12 protein-coding genes and 1 pseudogene are annotated in these 25,104 nt (G+C 63.2%); 6 read left to right on the top strand and 7 right to left on the bottom strand.

Annotated features, from left to right (window positions below):
• Positions 1 to 9: 9 nt before the first annotated feature.
• Positions 10 to 1,383, bottom strand: a complete 1,374-nt coding sequence (gene gltX / locus QR77_RS16890; RefSeq protein ID WP_236711119.1) for a glutamate--tRNA ligase — start codon at positions 1,381 to 1,383, stop codon at positions 10 to 12.
• Positions 1,384 to 1,930: 547 nt separating this feature from the next.
• The gene (locus QR77_RS16895) at positions 1,931 to 3,076 is read right to left on the bottom strand and encodes a DNA cytosine methyltransferase (protein WP_052488828.1); all 1,146 of its coding nucleotides are present in this window, start codon (positions 3,074 to 3,076) and stop codon (positions 1,931 to 1,933) included.
• A 407-nt stretch (positions 3,077 to 3,483) separates the two neighbouring features.
• Here QR77_RS16895 and QR77_RS16900 point away from each other — a divergent pair, with 407 nt between their 5' ends.
• From QR77_RS16900 to QR77_RS16910, 3 genes are read left to right on the top strand one after another with little or no spacing between them, the layout of a single operon-like run.
• On the top strand, positions 3,484 to 5,316 hold the full coding sequence (locus QR77_RS16900) for a hypothetical protein (RefSeq protein ID WP_040022658.1): 1,833 nt from the start codon (positions 3,484 to 3,486) through the stop codon (positions 5,314 to 5,316).
• Positions 5,316 to 6,755: a hypothetical protein gene (locus tag QR77_RS16905; RefSeq protein ID WP_040022660.1), complete on the top strand. Its 1,440-nt coding sequence runs from the start codon at positions 5,316 to 5,318 to the stop codon at positions 6,753 to 6,755. Before QR77_RS16900 ends, QR77_RS16905 begins: the two co-directional genes overlap by 1 nt.
• Positions 6,752 to 11,788, top strand: a complete 5,037-nt coding sequence (locus tag QR77_RS16910; protein WP_040022662.1) for an FtsK/SpoIIIE domain-containing protein — start codon at positions 6,752 to 6,754, stop codon at positions 11,786 to 11,788. Before QR77_RS16905 ends, QR77_RS16910 begins: the two co-directional genes overlap by 4 nt.
• 121 nt (positions 11,789 to 11,909) lie before the next feature.
• Here the strand turns inward: QR77_RS16910 and QR77_RS16915 are convergent, their stop codons facing one another.
• From QR77_RS16915 to QR77_RS48685, 3 genes and pseudogenes are all read right to left on the bottom strand, one after another.
• On the bottom strand, positions 11,910 to 12,413 hold the full coding sequence (locus QR77_RS16915) for a very short patch repair endonuclease (RefSeq protein ID WP_078876772.1): 504 nt from the start codon (positions 12,411 to 12,413) through the stop codon (positions 11,910 to 11,912).
• Positions 12,414 to 12,616: 203 nt separating this feature from the next.
• Complete coding sequence (locus QR77_RS16920; RefSeq protein ID WP_236710693.1) at positions 12,617 to 12,760, bottom strand: hypothetical protein; 144 nt, start codon at positions 12,758 to 12,760, stop codon at positions 12,617 to 12,619.
• Positions 12,761 to 13,251: 491 nt separating this feature from the next.
• Positions 13,252 to 13,411 (bottom strand): annotated as a pseudogene (locus tag QR77_RS48685) (LacI family transcriptional regulator); the annotation flags it as partial.
• A gap of 41 nt (positions 13,412 to 13,452) precedes the next feature.
• Between QR77_RS48685 and QR77_RS43635 the strand changes: the two are divergent.
• On the top strand, positions 13,453 to 14,769 hold the full coding sequence (locus QR77_RS43635; protein WP_040022666.1) for a DNA cytosine methyltransferase: 1,317 nt from the start codon (positions 13,453 to 13,455) through the stop codon (positions 14,767 to 14,769).
• Here the strand turns inward: QR77_RS43635 and QR77_RS16930 are convergent.
• Positions 14,738 to 15,625, bottom strand: a complete 888-nt coding sequence (locus QR77_RS16930) for a DUF6339 family protein (RefSeq protein WP_040022668.1) — start codon at positions 15,623 to 15,625, stop codon at positions 14,738 to 14,740. The genes QR77_RS43635 and QR77_RS16930 overlap by 32 nt on opposite strands.
• A 987-nt stretch (positions 15,626 to 16,612) precedes the next feature.
• Positions 16,613 to 20,182: a sigma-70 family RNA polymerase sigma factor gene (locus QR77_RS50000; RefSeq protein WP_160310922.1), complete on the bottom strand. Its 3,570-nt coding sequence runs from the start codon at positions 20,180 to 20,182 to the stop codon at positions 16,613 to 16,615.
• Positions 20,183 to 20,331: 149 nt separating this feature from the next.
• Between QR77_RS50000 and QR77_RS16945 the strand changes: the two genes are divergently transcribed.
• Together QR77_RS16945 and QR77_RS16950 are read left to right on the top strand one after the other, a co-directional pair.
• Complete coding sequence (locus tag QR77_RS16945; RefSeq protein WP_040022669.1) at positions 20,332 to 21,948, top strand: NERD domain-containing protein; 1,617 nt, start codon at positions 20,332 to 20,334, stop codon at positions 21,946 to 21,948.
• Positions 21,945 to 25,100 carry a helicase-related protein gene (locus QR77_RS16950; RefSeq protein ID WP_040022670.1) on the top strand — a complete coding sequence of 1,052 codons (3,156 nt, stop codon included), beginning with the start codon at positions 21,945 to 21,947 and terminating at the stop codon, positions 25,098 to 25,100. The genes QR77_RS16945 and QR77_RS16950 overlap by 4 nt, the downstream gene beginning before the upstream one ends.
• Positions 25,101 to 25,104: the final 4 nt, after the last annotated feature.

The following is a 25,104-nucleotide window of genomic DNA, read 5'->3' on the forward strand; positions in this document are numbered from 1 at the left end:
CGGGGACGCCTATACCTGCGCGGCCAGCTTCTCGGCCGCGGCGTCCAGACGGGCCAGGACGCGGTCCCGGCCAAGCAGTTCCATGGACTCGAACAGCGGGAGCCCGATCGTTCGGCCGGTGACCGCGACCCGGATGGGCGCCTGGGCCTTGCCCAGCTTCAGCCCGTGCTTCTCTCCCACGGCGAGCGTGACGGCCTTCAGGCCGTCCGTTTCCCAGTCCGAGACGGTGGCGAACTCGGCGCGGACATCGGCCAGGATGCCATCGGCACCCGCCTTCATCGCCTTGTTCCACGACGCCTCGTCCTCGACAGGCGAGTCGAGGAACAGGAAGTCCACGTTGTTGGTGATCTCGGACAGCAACGCCAGCCGGGTCTGGGCCAGCGGTGCCACCGTCTCGAAGACGGCCTGGTCGAACGCCTCCGGCTGCCACGGCGCGTACGGGGCGACGAGCCACGGCCCGCAGGCAGCTGCGAACTGCGCGGGCGCCAGGGCACGGATGTAGTCCCCGTTGAACGCCGTCAGCTTCTTCACGTCGAAGAACGCCGGGGCGGTGTTGACGTCCTCGATTCGGAAGAGCCGCTCCAGCTCCTCGTACGGCATGAGCTCCCGGTCACCGCCGGGGCCCCAGCCGAGGAGCATCAGGTAGTTCACCATCGCCTCGGGAAGGAAGCCGTCGGCGAGGTAGTCCTCCAGCGCGACCTTGTCGCGACGCTTGGACAGCTTCTGCCGCTTCTCGTTCACAATCACCGGCAGGTGCGCCCACACCGGCGGCTGGGCACCGAGCGCCTCCCACAGCAGCTGCTGCTTCGGCGTGTTCGAGAGGTGCTCCTCGCCGCGGATGACCTGGGTAATGCCCTCGTCCAGGTCATCGACCACGTTCGCGATCAGGAAGACGGGGGACCCGTCACCGCGGGCGATCACGAAGTCCTCGATCGCGCTGTTCGGGAACGCCGGCTCCCCGCGGATGAGGTCGACCACGACGGTCTCGCCCTCGTCCGGTGTCTGGAACCGCAGTGCCCGGCCCTCCTCGAAGGCCAGCCCGCGGGCCCGACAGAACCCGTCGTACCCGAGGTGCTCCGACCCGGTACGCTCCTTCAGCTGCTCCCGGGTGCAGTCGCAGTAATACGCCTTGCCCGCCGAGTACAGCTGCTGGGCGGCCTCGCTGTGCCGGGCCGCGTTGTGCGACTGGAAGTACGGCCCCTCAAAGGCCGCGTCCTCGCCATGGATACCGATCGCCGCGAGAGCGCTGACGATGCCGTCGATCCACTCCTGCTTGTTCCGGGCCGCGTCGGTGTCCTCGATCCGCAGGACGAACGTGCCGCCGGACTGTCGTGCCACGGCCCAGTTGTAGAGAGCGGACCGTGCGCCACCAACATGGAACATGCCGGTCGGAGACGGGGCGAAACGAACGCGAACCGGGGCAGTAGACATGTGCTCCAGGGTACCGACGCCGGGCACCCGCCCTGAACCACTCCGCCTCTCCCCACCCTGTCGTTTTCCCCGGCCGCCCTCGACTCCTATTCGTACACCATTTCGTCGCTCCTGATGCCGCCGGTCGCCTTGCCCCTTTCAGCGCGCCGAGCGACAACAGAGATACACCGTGGTTCCACAGCCCAAGGTGAATTCGGTGGAGGTCGAAGGTGCCCTTCTCCCCTATGGTGCGACGGGCTTGCAATCAGAGTCTCCATGACCGGTGGACGGACCGCTCCGTCGTCATGGAAATCACTTAGGGTCAACACTCAAATAGACCGCTGAAACCGAGCTCACGGCATGACCATTGATTAGCGACCGCAACTCAAAGGCCAGCCATGGAGGGCTCACCAAACGCACAACAGGAAAGCTACGCGAACCTGGCGAGGGACTTACTAGGCCACCAGCGGGCAATTGGCCCGCCTCAACGTCCTCGGACGGACATCAGTTCGTCGGAGGCTCAGCAGGCGAGATCTACGGCAGCGGTAGCGAAGCCGTCATCGCGCTGCCGAGACGCGTCGTTCTTCGCCTGCAGAACTTCAGCATCGAAGAGTCTGGAGGTCAGCGCCTCTGTCAGGGGTGGGGGTACGGCGTTGCCAATGATGACCTGAACCTCGGTGCGAGTCAGCTCGTAGCGAGGCTTGACCCTCTCATCGACGAACTTGAAGTAGTCCGGGAAGCCCTGGATGCGCGCGGCCTCATGGGCGGTTAGACATCGAGGAACAGCAGGGTGAACAAAGCGTCCGCGCCCCATCGTCGCAAATCCACTGGTAATGGTCTGAGACGGACGATCCCACCATAGACGGCCATACATGGCGGTATAATTGTGCTCGCCGCGATGGCACTCGGGGCGCTCTTCGTTCGGCAGATTGTGCTCGTCATTCTCGAAGAGATACTTCATACGCCGTTGGTTGTCCGCGTTGGGTATAGCAGCTTCATCGAAGAATGATTTGGCGGGAACGCCGAGCAGGTCACCGATCGCCCACCGCAGGTCATGCGGTACGGCAATGCGGTCCTCGACCTTCAGCAAGTCAGCAGCCGAGAACCCAAAAGGCAGCGCGTCTTCGCGGATGGCCAGTAGTATGTGGCGCTTGCGTGTCTGAGCGACCCCGAGCTTGAGCAGGTCGATACGACCAGTGGCGACATCATATCCAAGCCTCTTGAGGTGAACGATGGCGCGGGAGACCACCTGCTGCTTGTCGTTGACAACGGCCAGCACGTTCTCAATGACGACTGCACTGGGGCGCAGAACCTCTGCGGCACGAGCCATACGCAGGTACAGCCGGTTCTTGGGATCATCGCGGCGGGTGTGGTTGTTAAGGTTACTGTGCCCCTGACACGGTGGCCCACCGATCAGGAGCTCCACCTCACCCACCGCGGATAGAGTCTTCTCCTCCTGAGCGGTCAACGTGGCGCCAAGGTCACCATCGAAGAAGGATTCGACGCTCCCCTGTTGGACGTTGGCCTTGGGAAAGTTAGCCTTGAAGACTTTGGTGGGAGCCGCCTCAAAGTCAACCGCGAGACGAACGTCGAGCGAGACGTCAAGCCTGTGCGCCGCCTGGGCAATACCGAGGGTGAGGCCACCACAGCCGGCGAAGAGGTCCACGACTCGCAGGGAACCGACACCCTCCTCAAACTTCGGCCGACGCTTGGCCCGCAAGGGGTGTCGCTCACCCACGTGTGACCCCCATCTGCACTTGCTCGTAGAACCGGCGGAACGAGCGGTCATCGTACTCGATCAAGGTTGATCACGCGCTGCAGACGGGCACCTACCCATCGGCTGACGTGCCGATCACGTCGGGTTCGCGCCCCCTGAACAAGCTCGTCAACGACCATCGCCCTGCGCCCCTGTTGCTCCTGCGGCGTCGACGAGATCGACGCCTGCGTTACTTCAAGGGGACCAGAGTCAAGCCAGGAGCATTTTCGCGCCGTGTCGCAACATTTGATCTACCGTCAGGCCCGCTGGCAGCTAAAATTCTGCAGCCCTGGGCTCGGTCGACGAAGGACAGCAGCATGCCGCTAGAGGTCAACAAGCACGTCGAACGGATTCGTCGTTACCAGCCGTTCGACGTCGCCACCTCTGAGATGGTCTATGAGACGCAGGCAGACTGGACACAGCCACAGTTCCCCGTCGTGACACTGGACTACCTACTGAGCGCCATCGAGCGACAGGCCACGAAGACCATCGTTCTCACCGGAGACGCCGGGCATGGCAAGACGAGCCTGTGCGCCAGCCTTCTGGCCAAACTGCGGGCCGGTGACGAGCCGATCACGCCAGATGTCCGGAAGGCGGTCTTCCTCGGCCTGTCCGAGGCAAAAGGCGCGAGCCGCCCTGTCGGCCGGACCCGTAGCGGACGCCCGCTGTACATCCTCAGCGATCTGAGCGAGCTCAGCCCGCAGGCCGGTGCTCACAAGCTCGTGGAGCTTCTCGACCCTCCGGACAAAGGCATCGCGATCATCTGCGCGAACGAGGGCCAACTACGCAAGTGCGTCGCCGAGGATGACAACCTTGGCAAAGCCGGCACGGGACGTGCCAAGGTTCTGGTGCAGACCCTCACGGAAGGCATAGTTCGCGGGCAGGTCAGTGATTCTGATGGTGCTGTGACCGTCATCAACCTCAACTACCAGTCCGTAGCGGCGGACGGTTCCAACGGCGGGCTCATCCCTTGGGTCCTGAAGCAGTGGACAACGACCCAGTCATCGCGGTGGAAGCGGTGCGAGACCTGTGATGCGCGCACGGTCTGCCCGATTCTGGCCAACCGCAACGAACTGAGTGATCCCACCCGCGGGCCTCAGCGGCGGGCCGCGATCCGGGACATGTTCGCTGCGGCCGAGCGGACCGGGGCCGTAATCACGACACGTCAGGCGCTGTCGGTCACCAGCTACATGCTCACCGGCGGCCTGTCCTGCGATGACGTCCACGCCAGGTACCAGCGATCGCATTCGAACCGGCAGTGGCAAGCTCCCCACCTGTACCATCAAGCGCTCTTCGGCGACCGGTTGAGTCAGCAACAGCGTCACCTGGTTCCTGCCTTCTTCGCGCTACGGAAGTTGGACCCGGGCCGGGTCTCCCGTCGACAGGTCGACGACCGACTGGACCCAGACACGGCGGGCGACTTCCCTCCCGCGGACGCCAGCAGCTACCTGCAGAAGGTCCGCACGAGTCGGGACGCCCTGAAACAGGCCGAACAGTTGCGGGGCGTGTACGCGTTCCTGCGGCGAGCCGACTTCTTCAACAGTGACGACGATACGGACCGTTTCGCCCGCATGGGTCTGCAGGCCGGAGACGACTTTGTGCGTGTCCAGGACAAGAACCGGGACCCGGCAGACACCAGAGTGCGAGACCTATTTCTCAAGGGCCTGGAGGCCGTCCAGGGCATTCACCGGGCAGCGAGCAACCCTGACTTCTTCGTACTTGACCCCGCCTTCTTCACACACCGCGCCCGCGCGGCCGTGGTCTCCCGGCGAGTGCCCAGCAAGGGCGTCGAGGTGGTCGACCAGGTCACCCAGTGGCAAAGGGAAGCCGGCACGAGCACCACCCCCGAGATGCGGAGTGCCGTCGAGTGGCTCAACCGGGCCATCTACATCCGTATCCCAGCCGTCGCCCCTGACCAGGACGCAGTCTCGGTGGAAGCGGACCTCTTGCGTTTCGAGTTGTTGACGCGGTGGGCCGCGGGCCTGCGCAGCGAGGTGCAGCACGAGGCAGAGATCCGCGGCCTGAGTGGAACCCTGGCTGAGCTGGCTGACTCGTCGGACAAGGACGACGAGATCCAGGTACTGGTGGGCAACGTCATGCGAAAACTCATGATCGACGTCGGCGACAAGATCAGGTCGGTGCGTGCGTAATGGCTGATCGTTCCAAGGCCGAGGTCGTCCTTCGCCTCTTTGGGGTAAACCTCGAACAGCAGGGCCGCGGTTTCTACATCTCGCTTGAGATGCTCGCGATCGCCCGCGGCGTCTACCTAGCACATCAGGAGGACCCGGAGCAGTTCGCAGGGCTCCTGGACAACGGAGCCGGCACGGCTTACAAGAGAACCTCGCACGACCTGGCCCGGCGAATCGCGACCAAGACCCGCATAGTCGAGGGCGATGAAGAACTCGGCAAGGCCGTCGAGCTGGACTCTCCCGAGACGATGGAAACGCTCCACGCCCTGTTCTCTTCGCTGTTGGTTGAGATCCCAGGGCGGCGTAGCCAGCCCAGCTGGTTCGGCGCGCACATCTATCCGTTCGTCGGTGAGCTCATCCACTACGACGCAGTCGAACGACGAGTCAAGCAGATCGATGCCAAGAAGAGCGCTAAGAAGCGCAAGCAGGCCACCAAAGTCGATGTCGGCATCAACGCTCCTACTATCGAGCGCTACCTCTTCCGCGATGGTGGGAGTTGGGCCTACAAGGCCCTTCGTGCCGACTTCGATCCTGACCGCAAGGACGCGACCCGGCAGGGCCTGAGCGACCTCGTGCAGGACAGCGAAACGCCGCTGGGCAATCTCGCCAAGGCCCTCAGCGCGCACGACTTCGACTACGACGAAGCTCCCGTGGAGGGCTCAGACACAGGAATCGAGCTGTATGAGGAGCTCAGCCCCTGGCCTGATCTGTTGAGGGAGGGGACCTGCAACATCGTCAGTCGGATCGCTACGGTCCCGAGGGCCAAGCGCACGGAGAGCCTCATGCACTGGGTCCCCTACTGTTTGGCACGCCATCAGCTCCACCTCGCACGCACCAAGCTCGGTGCCACCAACCGTGAGTCGATCCTGTTGGACTTCGGCAACGAGGCAACCCCGCTGCGCAGGGAATCGCAGAAGAACCTCGCTGGCTTCCGCAACGACATCGTCAAAGCGATCAACGTCCAGGCCCAGGTAATGATCGGCGAAGCCGAAGGCGACGAGAGTAAAAGACGCCGCTACGAGAGATTCATGAAGGAAGGCGGCACCGCGGTCGCCTCACCCCGAGCGTTCTTCAGCGAGACCCTCGCCGCTGTCGGAGCCTTGAACGCGACGGCCGGGCGACGACACTTCACCATGAAGCCCCCGATGCTCGAGGCTCTGGTCTCTGCCACCGTCGCTCAGGAAGCGGAGATGGAGTTCGACAAGTTCTGCACGCTGCTGTACGAGAGGTATGGGCTTGTGATGGAGGACAAGGTCGCGGCAACGAGCCCGTTGGCCTACGAGGTCGACCCATCGGTCCTTGACCACAACGGCAAGGCGTTCCGGGAGAAACTCGCCGCTATTGGTCTGCTCACTCAATATTCAGATGCAACCAGCATGGTTCGAGGGGAGCCCCGGTGACCGACAGCAGCATCCGAGCGCTCGGTCGGTTCGTCGCCGACGAAGCACTCCGCAAGGTCACTGAGGCCAACGGGGCCCGCGCCGTCCTACGGGTCAGCGGCTTCGACCGACCGACCGTGGCCGAGGCTCTCCGCCACACTGCCCGGCAGCTGTTGGGCTCGCCGGACCGTCAGGTTGTCGTCAAGGTCGGCACCTCAGAGCCAATCGAAGGTGTCCCTGCTGACTACCTGTTGGGGCCGCAGGACCAGCTGACCAAGTGGCGAAATTCGGGACAGGGCAGAGCGGTGTTGCTCTTCGAGTGGGGGCAGTCTCCGGACGCACAGGGGCTGGCAGCTATGAACGCCCTGAACGATGCCACGATCCTGGGCAACTACCGTGACCTATCCGGCGAGCGCGGGTTCGACAGATTCATGGCGGAAGCATGGCGGGAGGCGGGGGGTATCGGCACTGTTCCAGCCGCGATGGGCACCGTTCTGCTGGCGATCTGGGGTGCCGTCACGGATGAGGAGCCCCGGTCCTTGCACCGCTGGGCAGCCTTCCTGGTCGACACTGCGCAGAAGGTCGCAGCAACTCAGGTCCGCACCCCTGACGTGGTCTACCCGGAGATCTCTGCTGCCCTGCCGGCTCTTGATCTCTTCCCAGACCGAGGACTCTTCATCAAGCCCGCCGCGCTGCCCACCCGGATCAAGAAGAACGTCTCGGTCAGTGCCTTCAAGCAGCCCACGGGCAAGGAGATCACCGAGGACGACCTGATAGACCGCATAAGCGCGACCGAGTTCAGCGATGAGTCCCTGGACCACGTCGGCACGGACTCCGAGACTGCCAAGGAGCTCATGCGCAGCCTCGTACTCAACCTCAATCGCAGTGGCTCCACTCCGCAGGATTCTCGTCAGTTGCGCCGCGAGCAGGACCTGACCCTCTGGCTGGAAGTCTTCGAGCAGAAGTCCAAGAAGATCGGCCTGGGCCAGCAGGTCCGTCAGGAGATCGAGAAGGCCGACGCAGATCGGGTCGACGAGTTCGACGCCATGGTGATCGAAGATGCACTCGACCTCGGAGATCAGGAAGCCGCACAGCGTTTCCTTGACGAGGCTCCTATCGGCGGGGCGGAGCCTCTGGCCGACCTGCTGTCCAAGCGGTCGCGCCGCAAAGTCGAGAAGCTTGCCTTTCCGGACTCTCAGTTCGTCCAGGACCCACTGCGTGCCCTGCTGCGCGAGCTGACCTACTTTTCCGATGAAGAGGAAGGCTCCGTCATCGTCGGGCTGGAAGGCAACCAGGAAGTTGGGCGGTGGAGCCGCTGGCTCTTTGCTTTCCTGTACGCCAACACCCTGGATGACGTCCGGGAATCCACCGGTCTTCGCCTGACTCTGGACGTCAAGAAGTGCCTGTTGGACCTGACCAAGCCGCCCCTGCCGGAGGAGGACGAGCCGTTCGATCCGAACACGGAGTGGGCCCCGCTGCGCATCCTGGTCGAGATGGACGGCGCCCAGCGACGCTTTCGCTGGGACCCTCTTGGCATCCCGGGGCAGATCGCGCTGGCGGCTCTCATACACGGCTGGCGAACTCCCCCTGGCCATACCGGTAAGTTGACCTTTGACACCTTCCTCGAGAGGTTCAATGACCCCCGGCAGTGGCAGGCCGACGAACCCTTGCCTGTTTCCGAATTGCAGTTTGCCAGTCAGCTGGAGCGCCTCAGGCTGGAGCATTTCAGCCGGTTCTGCGACGGGCTTGACGCCGGGAAGATCAACGATTACGTACGCGAGTGGGAAGGCGTGCTCCGCGAAGCTCGCACCACCCTGGTTCCCGACAACGCTCCGAACGCAGACCTCGAGGCTGTCGTCCTGACCGATGTTGTCGGGCTTGCCGACCACCGCATGATGATGCTGGCCACTCACCCGCTGAAGCTGCGCTGGCTGGCAAAGAACTACGAGGAGGCTGCTGACAGCATCAAGACCGCCCTGAACAAGGAGGGAGGTCTGAGCCTCAACCAGGAAAACGAGGAGCTCTTCTTCGACGCCATTGACCGTATCTCCCCACACGGGACACCGGCGGTCCTCGTCGGTCCCGGCGGCACGATTGCCATTCCGATGCGGGAGTCGGCCGGGCACGAGGAGTACGCACCGGTCCGCTACGGCGGAAACGAGTCCAAGGACTGGCTCTCCAGCGTCGACGAGACCGCGATCGACGAGATGGTCCGCGTCATCACCGACTACCTGACGACCTACCCCCACAAGCTTGATGGGCTGCGCGTACTGCTTCTGGACCGCAACGGCGACCCTGTCCTGCCGATGCGCGTGGCCAAGCAGATGCGGGCCAAGAACCCTCGTCTGAAAGTTGATCTGGTTGTACTGGCTCCGCAGGCCACCCACCACGAGATCATCCAGGGTTTCGACCTGCAGTTCTCCGGTGCGGAGATGTCCGACGACAGCTTCCTGCCCGACGTCCAACTGATCCTTCAGGCATGGGAGCCCGACCAGGAAGCAGACCTGTCAGGGCTGGAGGACACCATCGACCTCGCTCTGGCGCCGGCACTGTTCGGCACGCAGACCAGTATGAAGGAGAGCACCAAGAAGGAGTCCTTGTCGGGCTACTTCAACCCCTGGAAGCACCCAGCCTCACACAACCTGGCTCAGACCAGCGAGAACGTCGTGAGAGCGCTGTTGCCTGAGACCGCCGACGAGACTCTTGAGTCCTGGTCGACCTTGTGCGTGCGCTACGACCGCCGTTCCCCGGTCTCCCGGGAGAGTGTCGACGGCATCGACTACTTCGAGATGCAGGTGCAGTTCGACCAGCACCAGAACCTGTTCGAGACCCTGCACCGTGTGGCCCACTGGGTCGTCACTCTTGACAGCTTCATCGGCCGTGAGCAAATCGACGCCCTGCGCAACCGCCCTGACGTCATCCTCGTCAAGCCCAGCGTCGGCAAGAACGAGTCCTACACCCTTATTGTCAGCTCGCAGACCGGTCGGCAGTTCGTCGTCCAGCGACTGTGCCGCCGCCTTGAGCAGATCGGTGTCGTCACCCCGCAGGACTCGGAAAGCACCGCTAAACGAATCTACGAGGTCGGCCGCAACGTGGCCCCTGGCGCCGTGCTGCGCTCCCTCGGCATTGGCACTACGGTCAACGAAGTCGTCGGCCTGGTAGCCACGCGCTTTGTCATCGACCAGCAGTTTCCCGTCTCTAGGCAGGGCACGAGCCTGGTCACGTGGATCAGCTTCGACGAGCACCACCGCTGGTTCGGCCGCGGGCACAAGACCCGTGCCGACCTCGGCAGGTTTGTGCTGGCGGTCCAGGACGACGGCACTGTTCGCCTGGATGTCCTGGTCGCCGAGTCCAAGTTCCGCCAGACCTTCGACGTCGGTTCGGCTGAGGAACAGCTCAACCGCACCACCGACCTGTGTAGGGATGCCTTCCGTTCGGACGGCGAAGCTCGCCACGACCGTCCCTTCTGGCTGGACGAGCTTGCTGCCGCGATCGCTCAGACCAGTGGAAAGACCACGCAGGCCGAAGACCTTCCAGCTCGCACCCTGATCGGTAATGACGACCACCGCCAGGTCGAGGCCAAGGTCCTTGACGCCCTACGCTCCGAGGATGTCCAGCTCGGCCACGTCACTGGCGTTGCCGTGGCTATCTCGGCAGAGGACGATCAGCCGGCACCCGCGGTCGGAAGCCTCGGCAGGCACACCCTGGTGAGGTTGAACAAACGGGAACTGCTGAACCTCATCGGCGCTCTACGCGCCAAGGAGGACCCCACCAACGCCGATCCCCTTGTTGTCTCTGGAGACCTCAGCGGGACCGTGAAGGCCGCTGACACTGCCGTCAAAACCTCCTCTGTGGGCCTTTCCGCCGAACCGCCCACTCTGGAAGAAACAACGGCATCTGCCGAGGCCGGCGGGGCGGCCGCTCTAACAGCTACGCCAGGAGCGGTACTTGCGCGTCACCCTGCTGCAGAGGCAGGTCCTGCACCTCTGAAGGCTTCCCGCGGTGGGCTCTCCGAGGAGGAGCTGGCGGCTCGATACAACAAGATCGTTGACGTTTTTGCCCGCCACAAGGTCGCGGTCACCGCACCGGAGGTCGGCAAGTGGCAGGAGGGACCCGGCTTCTATATCTTCCGGTTCATCCCCAATCCTGGGGTCACCGTGGACAAGCTGACCAACCGACGCGACGAGATCTTCCTGGCCCTGGCGCTCCCCTCCGGGTTCAGCATTCGGACCCGCAGCGACCGCGGCTCCGTGCTCTTCGAGATCCCCAAGGTCGACGACGAGAAGTACGGGGTTGACGCCAAGGCGCTGTGGCAGCGGTGCCCGGCCGATCCCGAAAGCCTCATTGCCCCACTAGGCGCCGACATCGAAGGCAACCCGGTCACCGTTGACCTGTCCTCCGCAGACTCACCACACCTGCTGGTGGCCGGCACTACCGGATCAGGAAAGTCCATCGCGCTGGACACGATCCTCAAGGGCCTGGTTCGGTACGACAAGAGCAGCCTGCGACTGCGTCTCGTTGATCCCAAGGGCACCGAACTTGTCGACTTCGAGGACGACCCGCACCTCGACGGGGTGATCGGTATGGATGCTGCTGACGCCATCAAGATTCTTGAGGAAACCGTCGAAGAGATGGCCGTGCGCTACACGGACATGAAGGCGATCCGCACGCGCAAGCTCGTCGAGTACAACGCCAAGGTCGACAAAGCAGATCGGAAGCCCTGGATCGTCATCGTCCTGGACGAGTACGCCGATCTCACCAGCGATCCTGAAGAGAAGAAGCAGATCGAAACGCTGCTCAAGCGCCTGACGCAGAAGGCCCGCGCTGCGGGCATCCACGTCATCACAGCCACACAGCGACCGAGTGCGGACGTTATCTCTACGACCATCCGTTCCAACTTCCCTGCCCAACTCGCCCTGCGCGTCAAGACAGCGACCGACAGCCGCATCATTCTGGACGAGACTGGAGCCGAAGCTCTGGCCGGACAGGGCGACGCCTTTCTGCACACGGCTAAGAGCACCACACGACTGCAGGTGGCCTACGACGGGAGCTGACCAGGTCCCGCCATATTTGATCAACTCCATCTCGCAGAGGCCAAGAAGGCCACCCGGGTACGAGCTCTTCTCGCTGAACCCGGCGGAGTTCAGCTGACCACTGTCGCCAGCGACGCGACGGTCAGGAGGTCTTTTTCGGATGCTTCGAGACTTGGACTTTCTGTCGCCGAGCTGCCACTGCCTTGATGACAGTGGCAGCACACGCCTCTGGTTCGAGGTGTTCCCAGAAACGGAGCACCAGCCAGCCAGCCTCCGCGAGGCGGTCGTCTGTGTCCCGGTCGCGCTGGATGTTCCGGCCGATCTTTTCTTCCCAGTACGGCTGGTTCGTCTTGGGCATCACGAAGTGCTCCTGGCAGCCGTGCCAGAAACAGCCGTCGATGAAGACTGCGACTTTCACAGGGCGGAAGACCATGTCGGCTGTTCGGCGCATCTTCGGGAGCGGCTTTGCCGCTACCCGGTAGCGCAGTCCAGCGGCGTGGACAAGAGAGCGGAGGAGCAGCTCGGGCGCGGTATCACGACTCCGGTTGCCAACCATGCTCCGCCGGGTCGCGGCCGACGACGCCCACGACCCCTCCGGCGGTGTCCACTGCTCGGTCGGCGCTTCTGGTAGTTCTTGCTCGCTCATATCTCCAGCAGCTCAGAGAGAGCTTCCTCCGGGGCGTCCCACCTGGCGAGGACCCGTTCCTGTCCGTCCAGCTCTATTCTCGGCGCTTTCCTGTGGCGAGGGCGGACGGTCGCAAACCTCGCACCCGCGGACCCCACGCGGCCGCGCACCGACGATCCCCGACCGCTGCAACGGGAGTGGCCTCGCGGCAGCGGGATCTCCACTCACAGAGTCCCGTCCTGCAGTAGTGCCTTGAAGGCGTCTACCTCTCGCTGCAGCACGATGCGCCCGTCGCCATCGCTGAACGCCAGGATCCGGCCGCCTGCATCCAGGGCCGCCTCCGCGAGGAGCCCCAGCGGCAGGGACACACGGCCGTCGTCATCGATCTGAAGTTCTGCTGGTTCGCGTATCAAGGTTAACGGACATAGCGCAGACCCCGGTCCAGGGAGGGTCAGGGGCTGACAAGATTGTTCCATGCGCCGTATGTCGCGTGGTCGCCTGCTGCAGAATGCTGGGCCAGCTTCGCGTGGCTCAGCCGAATGTCGAACTCCTCGCCTCGTCGGCCTCCGTGGACGGCGCGAAACGCGGACTCAGCAGCCGTTGCCTGAGGTCTCGCTGGGAGCCATCTGGGAGCCAACCCGCTCCCCAAGCCCCTTCGAGACCACCCGAGACCACGACAGACCGACGCTCTGACCAGGGCAAACGCCATCCGCACTGGCTAGATCAGTAACCGACCCTCATTCGGGACGAAGAGGTCGTGGGTTCAAATCCCGCCACCCCGACAGAGAAGTACCAGCTCAGGGGCTTGATCCACTTAGTGGATCAAGCCCCTGAGTCGTTTTGGGAGCCATTTGGGAGCCGAGACCTCCGCACGGCGTGCGACGTCGAACAGCTTCACTCCCTGGTGGTCACCGGTGCCCGCTGCACGGCTGTCCACGGAAGACGTAGACCTTGCCGTGACAGGGGCACCGTGTCGATTTCGTCCGAGTTATACGGTTAGCAGCCAGAGCGGTCAACCAGTGGGCCCCGCAGCCTCCCTCGCCGGCTACACTTCAACCCCATGAACAGCCCGGTAACACAAGTTCGCCATCTCGAGGGTGTCCGCATCCTGGACCTCTTCGCAGGTCCTGGTGGGCTCGACGTGGCAGCGCACTTCCTGGGCTTCAAGAGCATCGGAATCGAGTGGGACCGGAACGCGTGCGAGACGCGCTACGCGGCGGGGCTACCAACGATCCATGCCGATGTGAGCCTCATGCGCGAGACCCGCTTCGACGAGATTCCGAAAACGGTCGACGTCCTCGCCGGCGGACCCCCCTGTCAGTCCTTCTCCGTCGCAGGTAACGGAGCCGGACGCCGAGCGCTCAACACGGTGAAGGAGTTCATCCACCGTCTCGTGGACGGGGAGGACGAAGCTCAGATCGACGAGGATTTGCGTGCCCTCAGCGACCCACGCACCGCCCTGGTCCTCGAACCTTTCCGCTGGCTCATCAAAGCGATCGAAACAGAGGGTCGTGAACCGTACAAAGTAATCATTCTGGAGCAGGTGCCCGCGGTCCTGCCCCTCTGGGAGATCTACGCGAAGCTTCTGCGCGGCGGCGAAGGACGACTCGAGGGCGTCAAGTATGAGGCGGAATACTGGGAATTGAAGACCGAGCAGTTCGGGGTGCCACAGACACGCACACGCGCCGTACTCGTCGCTCGGCTCCCCGGGCATGGGGCTATCGAACCACTCGAAACAACTCACCTGCCCTTTGACCTGCATCGGAGGAAACGGAACGCTACTCAGGCGGATACTCTCCCGACCGATTCAGCGCCTACTGGGACCAAGAAACGCTGGATCTCCATGGCAGAGGCCCTCGACGCGGCGAGCAAACTCAAGGACTCCCCCGTGGATGTGTCCCGGCTTCGGACGGGAGGCAGGATGAAGTTCTTCATCGTGTCGAACTACGGCTCCGGAGGCGACCCGAAGAACCGAGGCCGGCGCCAGTCCTCCGAGCCCGCTTTCACGGTCACAGGGAAGATCTCTCGAAACAAGGTCTACAAGAGCATCGCGGAATACGAGGCCGGCCAATCCGACCGTTTCACCATTCCGGAATCCGGAGTTCTCCAAACTTTTCCGCACAACTTCCCGTGGTCGGGAAAAGACCAGGCTCAGCAAGTAGGCAATGCCGTACCCCCACGACTGGGCATGCACATACTCGGCAAGGCACTGTGCGGGAACGCCCCATCGGACGAGGAGCTTGCAAACGCGAACACTTGGCCCAGCGTGTCCCAGGCCACGACGGATGGACTCCGGCGCCTAGGCTGCGGTGATCGGGGTCAATGCCCTCCGAAGTCACACAACGTCATTCGCTCACGTCAGAAGTCCGTCCTCTGACCTGCGCCTCCGCGAACAGTTCCTCGAAGTGTCCGACCAGTCTCCCAACCGCCTCCTCCGGGGCGCGCTCCTCCTCGGGCCCCTGGGGCAGAGTGTTCCTGGGTGATGGAAGGGACGATTCGGCACCCGCGATCCAGTCGCGCAGCGGCTCCCCGTCACGTTCCACGTCCGGAGCGATGAGGTCGTACATGAGGGTCGCCGCAGCAACGTTGATCGCAGGCGTCATGGCGTTAACTTCCCGACCAGTGCGCACAGTTCCCCGCTCCATCAGCTCGACGAGAGCAAGAGCGGTAGGGCGATGGTCGATGATATCCAGCCGAAGAGCGGAGTTGAGAATGTCCTGATTGCCGCAAGCCACTACGACGGGTCGGTAGTCCGATCCGTCGCGGAAGAGCTCGGCCGCCCACCAGAGCCGGGCGAATGTCTGCTTGTAGTGAGGGCCGACGAACCTGTCGCGGGCCACGCGCCCGGGCGAACCGTCTGCCTTCGGTTCGGACAGGTGCCGCCAGATGACATAGTCCGGCGCCACACCAAGGGCCAAATAGGTCCAGAGCCCTTTCTCGGCCGCCTCTCGACGGGTCAGCCGAAGGGTCTCGTGCAGACGCGGAGCCAGCCACGCATCCGCTGCCGTCGGGCGTGTTTCCCGAAACTTGTCCAGGACGTAGTCAATCAAATCCCGGACTCGGTGAAGCCGCAGTCGCGCGTCGTCATACGGGAACGGCTCGGCAATCTTATTGAGTGCGATCGAAGGGATGTCGTCGCGACCCTCGAGCAGTCCTATGGAGATGTACTCCGCAGCCTGTACATCGGAGATCAAGGCCAGCTGTTCCGGCAGGTGCTCGGGGCGGGAAGTCACGCGTGAGTCTCCTGGTCGAGTCGTTCGATGTTGCGGACAGTAGTAGCCAAGGCTTTGGGGACCTCGGCACGACGGGCAGCGGCGTACTGAATACGCGGTTGCAGATCCGTCCAACTGCCCCCGTCAGTACGCCGGATGTGTACCTCTCGGAGAGCGTCTTCCGCCGACCGACCGAGGACGATGTCCGGGAGCATCTCCCGGAGCACCGCACCGCGCCAGTCGGGCGGGAAGAGCGGAGTCCCGTCCTCCTCAACCTCCAGGTCACCAATGGCGGTGTGGAAGACTGCGGTCCAAACATCAGCGCACACATCTGGGCGAGCAGCATCTCGCCCACCACGCTTTCAACTTTGGAGCCCTGGCCTTCCACAAGCGCCACGAGGCCCTCGAAGTCCGAGTTCAGGCGGACGGTGGGCATCCGGCCCGAGGTATCCACCACCCACGGTGCGTCTCTGAAATTCCGCAACCACTCGGCGCCACGGGCAAAACTGACGGTGCTGACCTCGAGTTGGCGATCTCGCAGAGGCGCGTCGGCCCTCACGTCGACCAACCACTCCTGGTTGGTGGAGCCGATGATCCGACCCGCTATCCCCCCCACCTTGGCCACCACGTGCACCGTGAGAGACGCACGATCCAGGTGGTCGTCCCGGTCGAGCTCGATCTCCCCGGTCCAGTCCCCGCTGCCTTCCCCAACGAGTTCCAAGCGGGTAACAGTGCGCGTATTGGTGGCCCCCTCCGTCAGAACGGCGACTACCGCGACGTCGGACCAGTGACCCTTCGTCCCGATCTCACGAGCCGGTACGGTCGCTGTCAGGGCCAGCCTCGCAGTCTGCCAGTCGTCGCGCTCAGCCCTACCAAGTGCCACGACCTGCTCAACGACGGAGTATCCCCTGCTGTCCAACTGCTCTCGATTGTCTCCGGGGCCACGCAGCCGCACCGCCGTGACTCGCGCCATCACCGCTCCGGTCAGCCGAGGGTACGGATAGACCCTCACGCGACACCTCCCTTGCTCTCCTGGAGCTCGACCACGAGACCACTCAGCCCGGCTCGCACCGGGTGTGTGGAAACATCGGTGACGCCTCGAAAGACAGCACGCCGGGCCCCCGGAGTGAAATGCAGTACGCCGTCGAGCAATTCACAGTTACTGACAGCGACGACCTCTGCCCACTTGACCACGGGCCGGGGGCCTGAGCGAACCTCGAGCTTGGCAACGGGTCTCATAGGCCAGGGCTCAGCCCCAGGCGGCACCTTGACCTCGGCAGTGATCTGCCAAGCGCCGGAAGGGGCGATCACTGCCTTCAGATCGTCCAGTTTCGGAGGAGTCACCGTCCCTCTGGCCTTGTTGGTGGGCCTGCCCGAGATCTTTAGCCGCTTGCTCACCTTGCTCGTGCCGCTCGGCGTCTTCTCCTTCAGGATCGCCACAAGTTCGTGCACGGCCTTGTTGGTCTCCGACTTCAACGCCGCAATCCTTCGATGAGCCGAAGGTGAGTAGCGCATCCTCAACTCCTCGGTCTGCCCCCATTTGTTGTGTTCCGGCGGCTCGGAGGAGCGCAGAAACGCCTCGGCCTCAGCCGCGAACGGCGCAGCATCTCCTGCGGCTCGACCCGCGAGCAGAACCGCCTGGAACGGGTTTGTTCCCACAGGAAGGCCGGGAACCCAACTGGTCTTGACCGTCATGCGATTGCCACGCATCGCGGTCACCTGGTTGATCCTGCCATCGGCGTCCGTGGCCTCGGTAAGGAGGAGCACTGCTCTGTGCTCGCCGGCTGTTCCCGGGAGGCCGTCCCTCTCGGGTACCTTCAACAGCACGGTGCTGAGGGCCACTTGACCGGCCTCGGTAAGGCGGCTCACCGTGGTACCGCTCAGGAAGGCCTGAAGAGCACGCGAACGCGCGGGTTGATGCACCTCTGGGTCGACCCACTCCTCCTCGAGACAGACCACGTCGTTGCGCAACGTCCGCACCGACGCCTCCAGTAGTGGCCGGCAGTCGCCTCCTGCTGTCATCGCCGCCCAGAAGTTACGTCCGAGAGCGCGAACCAACCTCTGGTGCATGCGCTCCAAAGTGTCCTCGTCGTCTCCTACGTCGCCGTCTTGGTCCCGCCCGGCCTCGGCAAGGCAGGCAACGTCGTGTGCTCCGACGATCAAGAAGGATGTGCCAGGGTCATCGCCCACGCGGGTCAGGTGCAGGTTCGCGACCGTCTCTTCGTCAGCCCACCAAGAACGAACGACCTCTGGGTTGTCCGCCTCAGCATCCGGCTGGCCCAGCCAAGCGGGACCTGCGAATCTCCTGCCCTTCACCTCCCGCCAGGGCAGATCGAGGCGTCCGATCAGCCGCCGCGCAGTATGTCCCTCATGGGGTTCGGAGAGCGTGGAGTTCATGAGGACAAGCCCCAGACGGCTCGTCGCCCAGAGAGTCGCCTTTCCGAGACCGTACGAACCGCCGGCCGACGTATCCGACTTGAGGCTTTCGAGTTGGCGTCGCACCACGGCGGCAAATCGTCCGTCCTCGTAGTCGTCACCGGTAAGCCCGTTGGCGTTGTAGTCGTCGACGCGAAGAAGAATCAGCCGGTCCCGCTCGAACATCTCCCGTAGACCAGCACCGATGACGCGTCCGACCTTCTGGTCCTGCGCGGCGGCCGCCTTATAGTGCGGTTCGAGGTCGTGCCAGCGGATTGCCGTACGGAACCGGGCCAGAGTGTCGCCGGTCAGTTCATGCAAGGTGTAACGGATCCTGACAGGGCGGTCATTCCTCCTGTCGCGCTCGTCCAGACTGTTCTGAGTCGCCTCACGGGCCATGACCTCCAGATCAGCCTCGAAGGCGAAGGCCGCCGCGTTTCCGAATTCCCGTCCACCATCGTCGTGTTCGGGACGGTGGTACCACACAACTGCGGGTTCGCCCTGCGATTCCGGACCAACCAAAGTGCCCTGCCCTACCTCGTCCCCGACGCCAAGGATCTCCCGCACCCTGGACAAGACGTCCGAGTCAGGCACAGAGCGGAACTCCAGCCAATCCTCGATCATCACCTGCTGCTCCCCCAGCAGGTGTGCCAGTTCACTTTCGTCTGTCCCTTTTCCTTGCATCCGCTCGGCCAACCAACGACCGAACTCAGACCCCTTCGAGGCCACCAGTTCCTCTCTTTCGTCGAAACCGCTCTCCGTCTTCGGCGCGCCAGCTCTCTCCTTCGGAAGTGACTCGCCGCCCCTCGTACCCTCTCGCCCCTCCGGGCTGCGCTTACGAAATGCCGCCCTCTCAGCGACCTCCCGAGCGACTTTTGGAGCGGCTTTCAGGCGACGCCGTTCCGAGTCGGAGTCATCGGGATCCAGCCCCATTTGGATCCTCAGGTCCTTCAGTGCACTCTTCTCGATCTGCCGAATACGCTCGCGCGTGACCCCGACATGCTTACCAATTTCCTCGAGGGTCCAAGGTGTTCCATCAATAAACCCATATCGCAGGAGAAGAACTCTGCGAGTCCTTTCCGTGAATACGGATGCATCGAATCGCTGGAGTAGTTCCTGGCGCTCAAATTCGGACCACAACACTTGTTCCGGCCCGGGCACCGGCCGAAACTGATCCGCAACCAGTTCCCCGAGAGACGTGTTCTCGCCGACGGGTTGCTCGAGCGACAGAACTACCCGACGCCCCAATCTCAGACACTCCACCACCTTCTCGGGGCTGAGCTCACACGCCAAGGAAAGGTCATCCACATTCGGTTTTCTTCCCCGGTCGAGAAACGCACGCTCCGTCTTCCGTACCTTCTGCACATCGGTCCACATATGGACCGGGAGTCGAATGGATGCCCCTTCGTTGACCACGGCCCGAGTAATACGCTGCCGAATCCACCAGGTGGCGTAGGTGGAAAACTTACAACCCATGGAAACGTCGAATTTCTCAACGGCGCGAACAAGCCCGATCATTCCGTGTTGCGCGAGATCCTCGTACATGGGACTACCTGGCCAGTGCCCCAAACCGCGCAGGATCTTGTAAACAAGTCGCTGATTGTGGATGACCATTGCAGACAGCGCCCTGTGTGCCTCCCCGTCTCGCGGAAGCGTCGCCAGGTAGCCATCGGGCAACGACTCCGACGGCTTCTTGCCAGCTCGGTAGAGAAGGCAGAGCCCGACTTCTTCCTCGGCGGTCAGCAGTCGCCGGTGGGGATTCCCTCTCCTCCGATCGATCTCAAGCAGGTTTTGGGCGGTACGACGAGCCGCTTCCATGTCATCGACCCGCACCATCCCCCGAAGAGACTCGAAATCCGGGACTTCCTCCTCCTCGAAGGAATCAAATTCATCGAGAGCCTCGTCAAGACCAGCCCCGCCATCGGAAGTCACACTCCGCGGGAAGGCCGATACCTCTTGTACGCGTTCCTCTTCTACCTCCACGGTCGTCACGGCTTCATACAAGGCCTGGGTCTCTTGGGCGTCGAGGCGTGCAGCCCTCATGACTTGCCTCAGAGCCGTGCGGCGTTCAACTCCCTCGGCCGTGAACCGGTGCATGAGCCCGACGAGCAGATGCCAACCAGCTTCATACTCGCTGGATGCATCGCCCCGCTCCGTGGTCATCGCGCCCCCTGCACCCGCGCTACGTTTGTCCCCTCGTAGTTCATCACATCGGGCCGCCTCTGCTGGCACTTCCTCGCACAACCGGCGCCCGAGAGGGTCCATCACTCGGTACTTTGGGACCGTGTTGGCGTGACCAAGGGGAAGAGTAGATGCGGATCATTCCGAGCGAGATCTCGAGCAGCACCAAGAGCCAGGCCGAACGGAGCGTGTTCGCGGCGCTCAAGGCGATTCCCGATGACCGGAGCATCGCGCTGCACACGGTTCATCTCCCTCAGCACCACAGGAAGCGTGTCGGCGAGATCGACTTCGTCGTCATCATGCCCGACGTCCTGCTCTTCATCGAGGTCAAGGGCGGTCGGGTCCACCAGCGCGATGGGAGATGGTATTACGGTCCGCCCGGCCGCGAGGAGGGTCCGAAGGAGAGCCCCTTTGCACAGGCCAACGGGGGTATGCACGAGTTCGAGCGGGAGATCGGCGCGCTGGTCGGTAACTTGCGAGACCACGGCGTTCCCAGCGGATACCTCGTGATCACCACGGACGTCGACATCCCACGCACTACCGAGTTCGAGCCTGAACAGTATCTCGGCACCACGGCGTACGACGGCGGACGCGGTCTGTCCAAGGGCATCGAACGCGCCACCCGCTTCTGGCTGACAAGGAACAGGTGGGCCCGCACCCCCGTCTCGGCCACCCTGCGCAAGCAGATGCTTGAGGCTGTCCGCCCCGATTTCGACCTCGTACCCAATCTCCGGTCCAGACTGACCAACCTCGAAGTCGCCTTCGAACGCCTCACCACCGAACAGTTCGACAGGCTGGACGAGTTGGAGTCCAATCCACGCCTTATCTGGACCGGTGGCGCAGGCACTGGCAAGACCTTCCTCGCCGCCGAGGCGGCCCGTCGCAAATCCGCTCGCGGCAGCGTTCTGTTCACCTGCGCGAGCACCACGCTGGCGACCCATGTGGGCCGCATTCTTACCGACGACGGGATCACCGTCCTGCCGTTCGACCGTCTGGACGAAGTTCAGGGACGCGTCTTCGACCAATTGATCGTGGACGAGGCGCAGGACCTGATGACCTTCGAGAGCCTCGACACCCTGGAGGCTCTGGTCTCGGGTGGCCTCGCCGAGGGCCGATGGATCTTCATGCTGGACCAGAACAACCAGGTACTGACCCCGAACGAATATGATCCCGACGCCTGGGAGTACTTGCGCCCGCTGGGTTCCGTCTGCGGGCCCATGAGGCGCAACTGTCGCAACACTGTTCAGATCGTCAAACAGGTCCGCTTGTACACGGGCGCCGATCTTGGCATCGCCTCCGCCGGTGAGGGCGAACCGGTCCGCTTCGCCGACGTGCATGACGCGCAGGAGGAGGCCAATGTTCTCGACACCTACGTGAACGAACTTGTGCAAGAGGAAGTGTCACCGCGGAACATCACGCTGCTGTCCGCCTCCGGGGACTGGGAAGCGAGCTCGGCCCGCCTGTCACAGCGAGCCTCGAAGATAGAGCGATTCGCCGATGTAGTCGGAAGCGACCGTACGAAGCATCGGCTCACCTGGTCCTCCATCTCCGACTTCAAGGGTCACGAGAACCATGTCGTCTGTCTTATCGACCTCGAGCCTGAACACCTCGAAGGCCGTCTCGATGCCCTCTACGTCGCCTGGACGAGAGCCCGCGCCCAGCTGTGGGTCGCTTGCCGGCCCGGTACCCGCCGGATCCTGAAGGACCTGGGCATTGCTGTTCTGACACGGGAGGGGCATCTCAAGTGAACGTCTCCGAATCACGGCTCTCCGAGCACCGCGCTGACTTCGTGAAGTACCTCGCCCGTCAGTTGGTCGGCCCGGCCGTCGCCGAGGACGAGACCCTTGTCGACCCGCCTGACAGGCGCTACCTGATGGGCACCTTGTATCCGCGTGGAGCCTCCTTGCTGGAGCACTCGCAGGACGACGGTGAGTTGGATTTCAACGAATCACAGGCCGGAAGCGGAGAAGAGGACAACTTCGCGGATGATCCGGTGGCCGAAGCGAATGCATGGCTTCCGTCATCCCTCGGCTTCTCCTTCTTCACCGATGCCCGCAACATCCAGGTGACGTGTGAAGCCTCACGGTATGTGACACATCGCGAAGGCGGGCGTCGCAGCTGGCGACGCCAGCCGCGGCTCTCCACAACGGAAACCGTTGCTCTGGAACAAACGATGCCGGTCTCCGTCCTGGACGGTCATGCTCGACTCCATATCCGTTGGCGTCCTTTCGCGTCCGGACATCTCGTCACGTGCGTACTTGCCAACGCACATGACGAAGAGGAGAGCACCCACAAGGACCGGGACCTGATGCTCTTTCAGGTTGATCTGCAGGCGACGACACTCGGCGGAAAGATCCTCGAGTATCCGAGTACCCGACTCAACAGCCGCGACGAGGAGGAGCAAGAGCTGCGTCTCCAGTACCGGCATATTGTGACGAGGGCCGTGGGGCACGGATGTGCTGTCGAGTGGGACGACGAGTCCCACCAGGTCACCACCTTGCGTACACAGGTCCTGCCTCAGCAGGTGGTCGAGCACATCAAGCCTGACGGGCCCAAAGATCTGCCGGTGCTCAATCTCGCGCACCTGTCACAGCCCGGGCTCTCCGCAGATGATCTCCGGGCGGAACTGCATTCATTTGTCCTGGGATATCACAAGTGGTTCGAAACCCAGCAGTCGACGAAGACCCTGCCGCTCTGGGCCGACGCGCCTGCCGGCCGTATCCTCGACCGCATCAGGACCGCTCTCGACCGCATGACGTCAGGGGTAGAGGCACTCACCGCATCGACCCCATCAGGAGCCAAGGCACGTCAGGCATTTCGAGTGGCCAATCGCGCCATGGCGCTCCAAATGCTTCACAGCCGGCCGGAGCTGGCAGGCAGCCGACGCCGCAGAAACAGCGGAGTACTGGAACTGAGCGAGCCTGGTGGCGACTACACATGGCATCCGTTCCAACTCGCCTACTTTCTACTCGTGGTCGAGGGCATGATGAACCCCGAGCACAAGGACCGTAAGACGGTCGACCTGATCTGGTTCCCTACAGGTGGAGGAAAGACGGAGGCATACCTTCTCACCGCCTGCTTCGAGATCCTCTGGCGCCGACTGAGATTCGGCGCTGCCGGAGGTGGCACGGCCGTTCTGAGCCGATACACGCTGAGCCTGCTCACCACGCAGCAATTCCAGCGCACTGCAACGGCGATCTGCGCTCTGGAATACATAAGGAAGGGAGAGGACGGACCGCTACCCCACGATCTGGGGGAGGAGCCCATCTCGATCGGACTCTGGGTGGGCAAGGAGACGACGCCCAACAAGATCTCCGCCGCGCAGGACGAACTGGATGTCCTGATGCAGATGAACGAGCCCGACGATCGGTTTCTGCTGGAACGCTGTCCGTGGTGCGGTACAGAAATCGTTCCGGAACGACACGGGCAAACACAGGACTTCGGCATCAGGGCGGACGGAGTCACCACCTCGTTCTTCTGTCCGCGCAACACCTGCGTCTTCCATGAGCGACTTCCGGTCTCCGTGGTGGACGAGCAGATCTATAAGGCACCGCCGACGTTCGTACTCGGCACTGTGGACAAATTCGCGCGACTCGCGTGGGAGCCGGAGGCCGGCAACCTCTTCGGAAAGAACGGCAAGCGAGCACCCTCACTGGTGATTCAAGACGAACTCCACTTGCTCGCAGGCCCCTTGGGAACAACGGTCGGCCTGTACGAATCCGCCATCCTCGAACTGTGTGCCTGGCACGGCACCGTACCGAAGGTCATCGCATCGACAGCGACCATCCGACGTTCACAGGACCAGATCCGTAGCCTCTACGGCCGGCCCACGCAGCTTTTCCCGCCGCCGGGGATCAAGGCTGGCCACTCCTACTTCGCTTCGCCGGACGAGGACAAGCCCGGGCGTTTGTACGTGGGTGTCATGGCACAGGGGCACACCGCCTCGACCTCGACCGTTCACGTGGGTGCCGCCGCCTTGCAGGCTCCGAAGGAGATCTGCGACGACGACGCCTATCGTGATGCCTACTGGACAGTGGTCGCCTATCACAACAGCCTGCGCGAACTTGGCCGAACCGTAACGATCGCACGGGACGACATCCCTGCGCGTCTCGCGCATCTGACGAAGGACGACACCCGGCGCCGCGAACTCGGTGACGACTCGGTGGTCGAACTCACCAGTAATATCCCGCGCGCCGCTCAACCACGGCTCCTCGAGCGCCTGGGGAAACACTTCAAAGAACGTGGCAGCGTCTCCTTTCTCGCCACGACCAACATGCTCTCCGTGGGTGTCGACGTTCCGCGACTCGGCCTCATGCTCATGAACGGACAGCCCAAAACGACATCGGAGTACATTCAGGCCACCAGCCGTGTCGGCCGTCGCCATGTACCCGGCTTGGTCGTCACGCTCTTTCGCTCGACCAAACCTCGCGACCGGTCCCACTACGAGTCGTTCGGTGTCTACCACCGTTCCCTCTACCGTCATGTGGAACCCACCAGCGTCACACCGTGGTCCATGCCCTCTCGTAAGCGAGCTCTGCATGCCGTACTCGTCATCCTCGTCCGTCACGGAATCGGCCTGAACGCCGAGAACAAGGCGGGGGACATCCTCGACCATGAGGATGGAGTCGCACGGATCCGTGATCTCATCGTGGACCACGTGCAACGAGCCGACCCGGAGGAGTCCGATGCCGCCACGGAACAGCTCGACCAGCTGATCGAGGAATGGCGACAAGAGGCCGAAATCGCGCATGGCGAAGGCAGCCGCCTCTTTTACCAGCCTCAGGGGCGCTTGAACACATCGCTCTTGACCGACTTCGGCAAGCAAGGCGGTCGGTGGGAGACAGCGCAGTCGATGCGCAACGTCGACCGCGAATGCCTCATCGCCGTGAGAGGAACGTAAAATC

Origin of the sequence: Streptomyces sp. 150FB (assembly GCF_000818195.1) — a bacterium.
Taxonomy (GTDB): Bacteria; Actinomycetota; Actinomycetes; order Streptomycetales; family Streptomycetaceae; genus Streptomyces.

What these genes read in the sequence shown, in the direction of transcription:
- QR77_RS16905 (WP_040022660.1), top strand. Translation starts at nt 5,316, where the DNA reads ATGGCTGATCGTTCCAAGGCCGAGGTCGTCCTTCGCCTCTTTGGGGTA.
- QR77_RS16900 (WP_040022658.1), top strand. Translation starts at nt 3,484, where the DNA reads ATGCCGCTAGAGGTCAACAAGCACGTCGAACGGATTCGTCGTTACCAG.
- QR77_RS50000 (WP_160310922.1), bottom strand. Translation starts at nt 20,182, where the DNA reads ATGACCACGGAGCGGGGCGATGCATCCAGCGAGTATGAAGCTGGTTGG.
- QR77_RS16915 (WP_078876772.1), bottom strand. Translation starts at nt 12,413, where the DNA reads ATGAGCGAGCAAGAACTACCAGAAGCGCCGACCGAGCAGTGGACACCG.
- gltX (WP_236711119.1), bottom strand. Translation starts at nt 1,383, where the DNA reads ATGTTCCATGTTGGTGGCGCACGGTCCGCTCTCTACAACTGGGCCGTG.
- QR77_RS16945 (WP_040022669.1), top strand. Translation starts at nt 20,332, where the DNA reads ATGCGGATCATTCCGAGCGAGATCTCGAGCAGCACCAAGAGCCAGGCC.
- QR77_RS43635 (WP_040022666.1), top strand. Translation starts at nt 13,453, where the DNA reads ATGAACAGCCCGGTAACACAAGTTCGCCATCTCGAGGGTGTCCGCATC.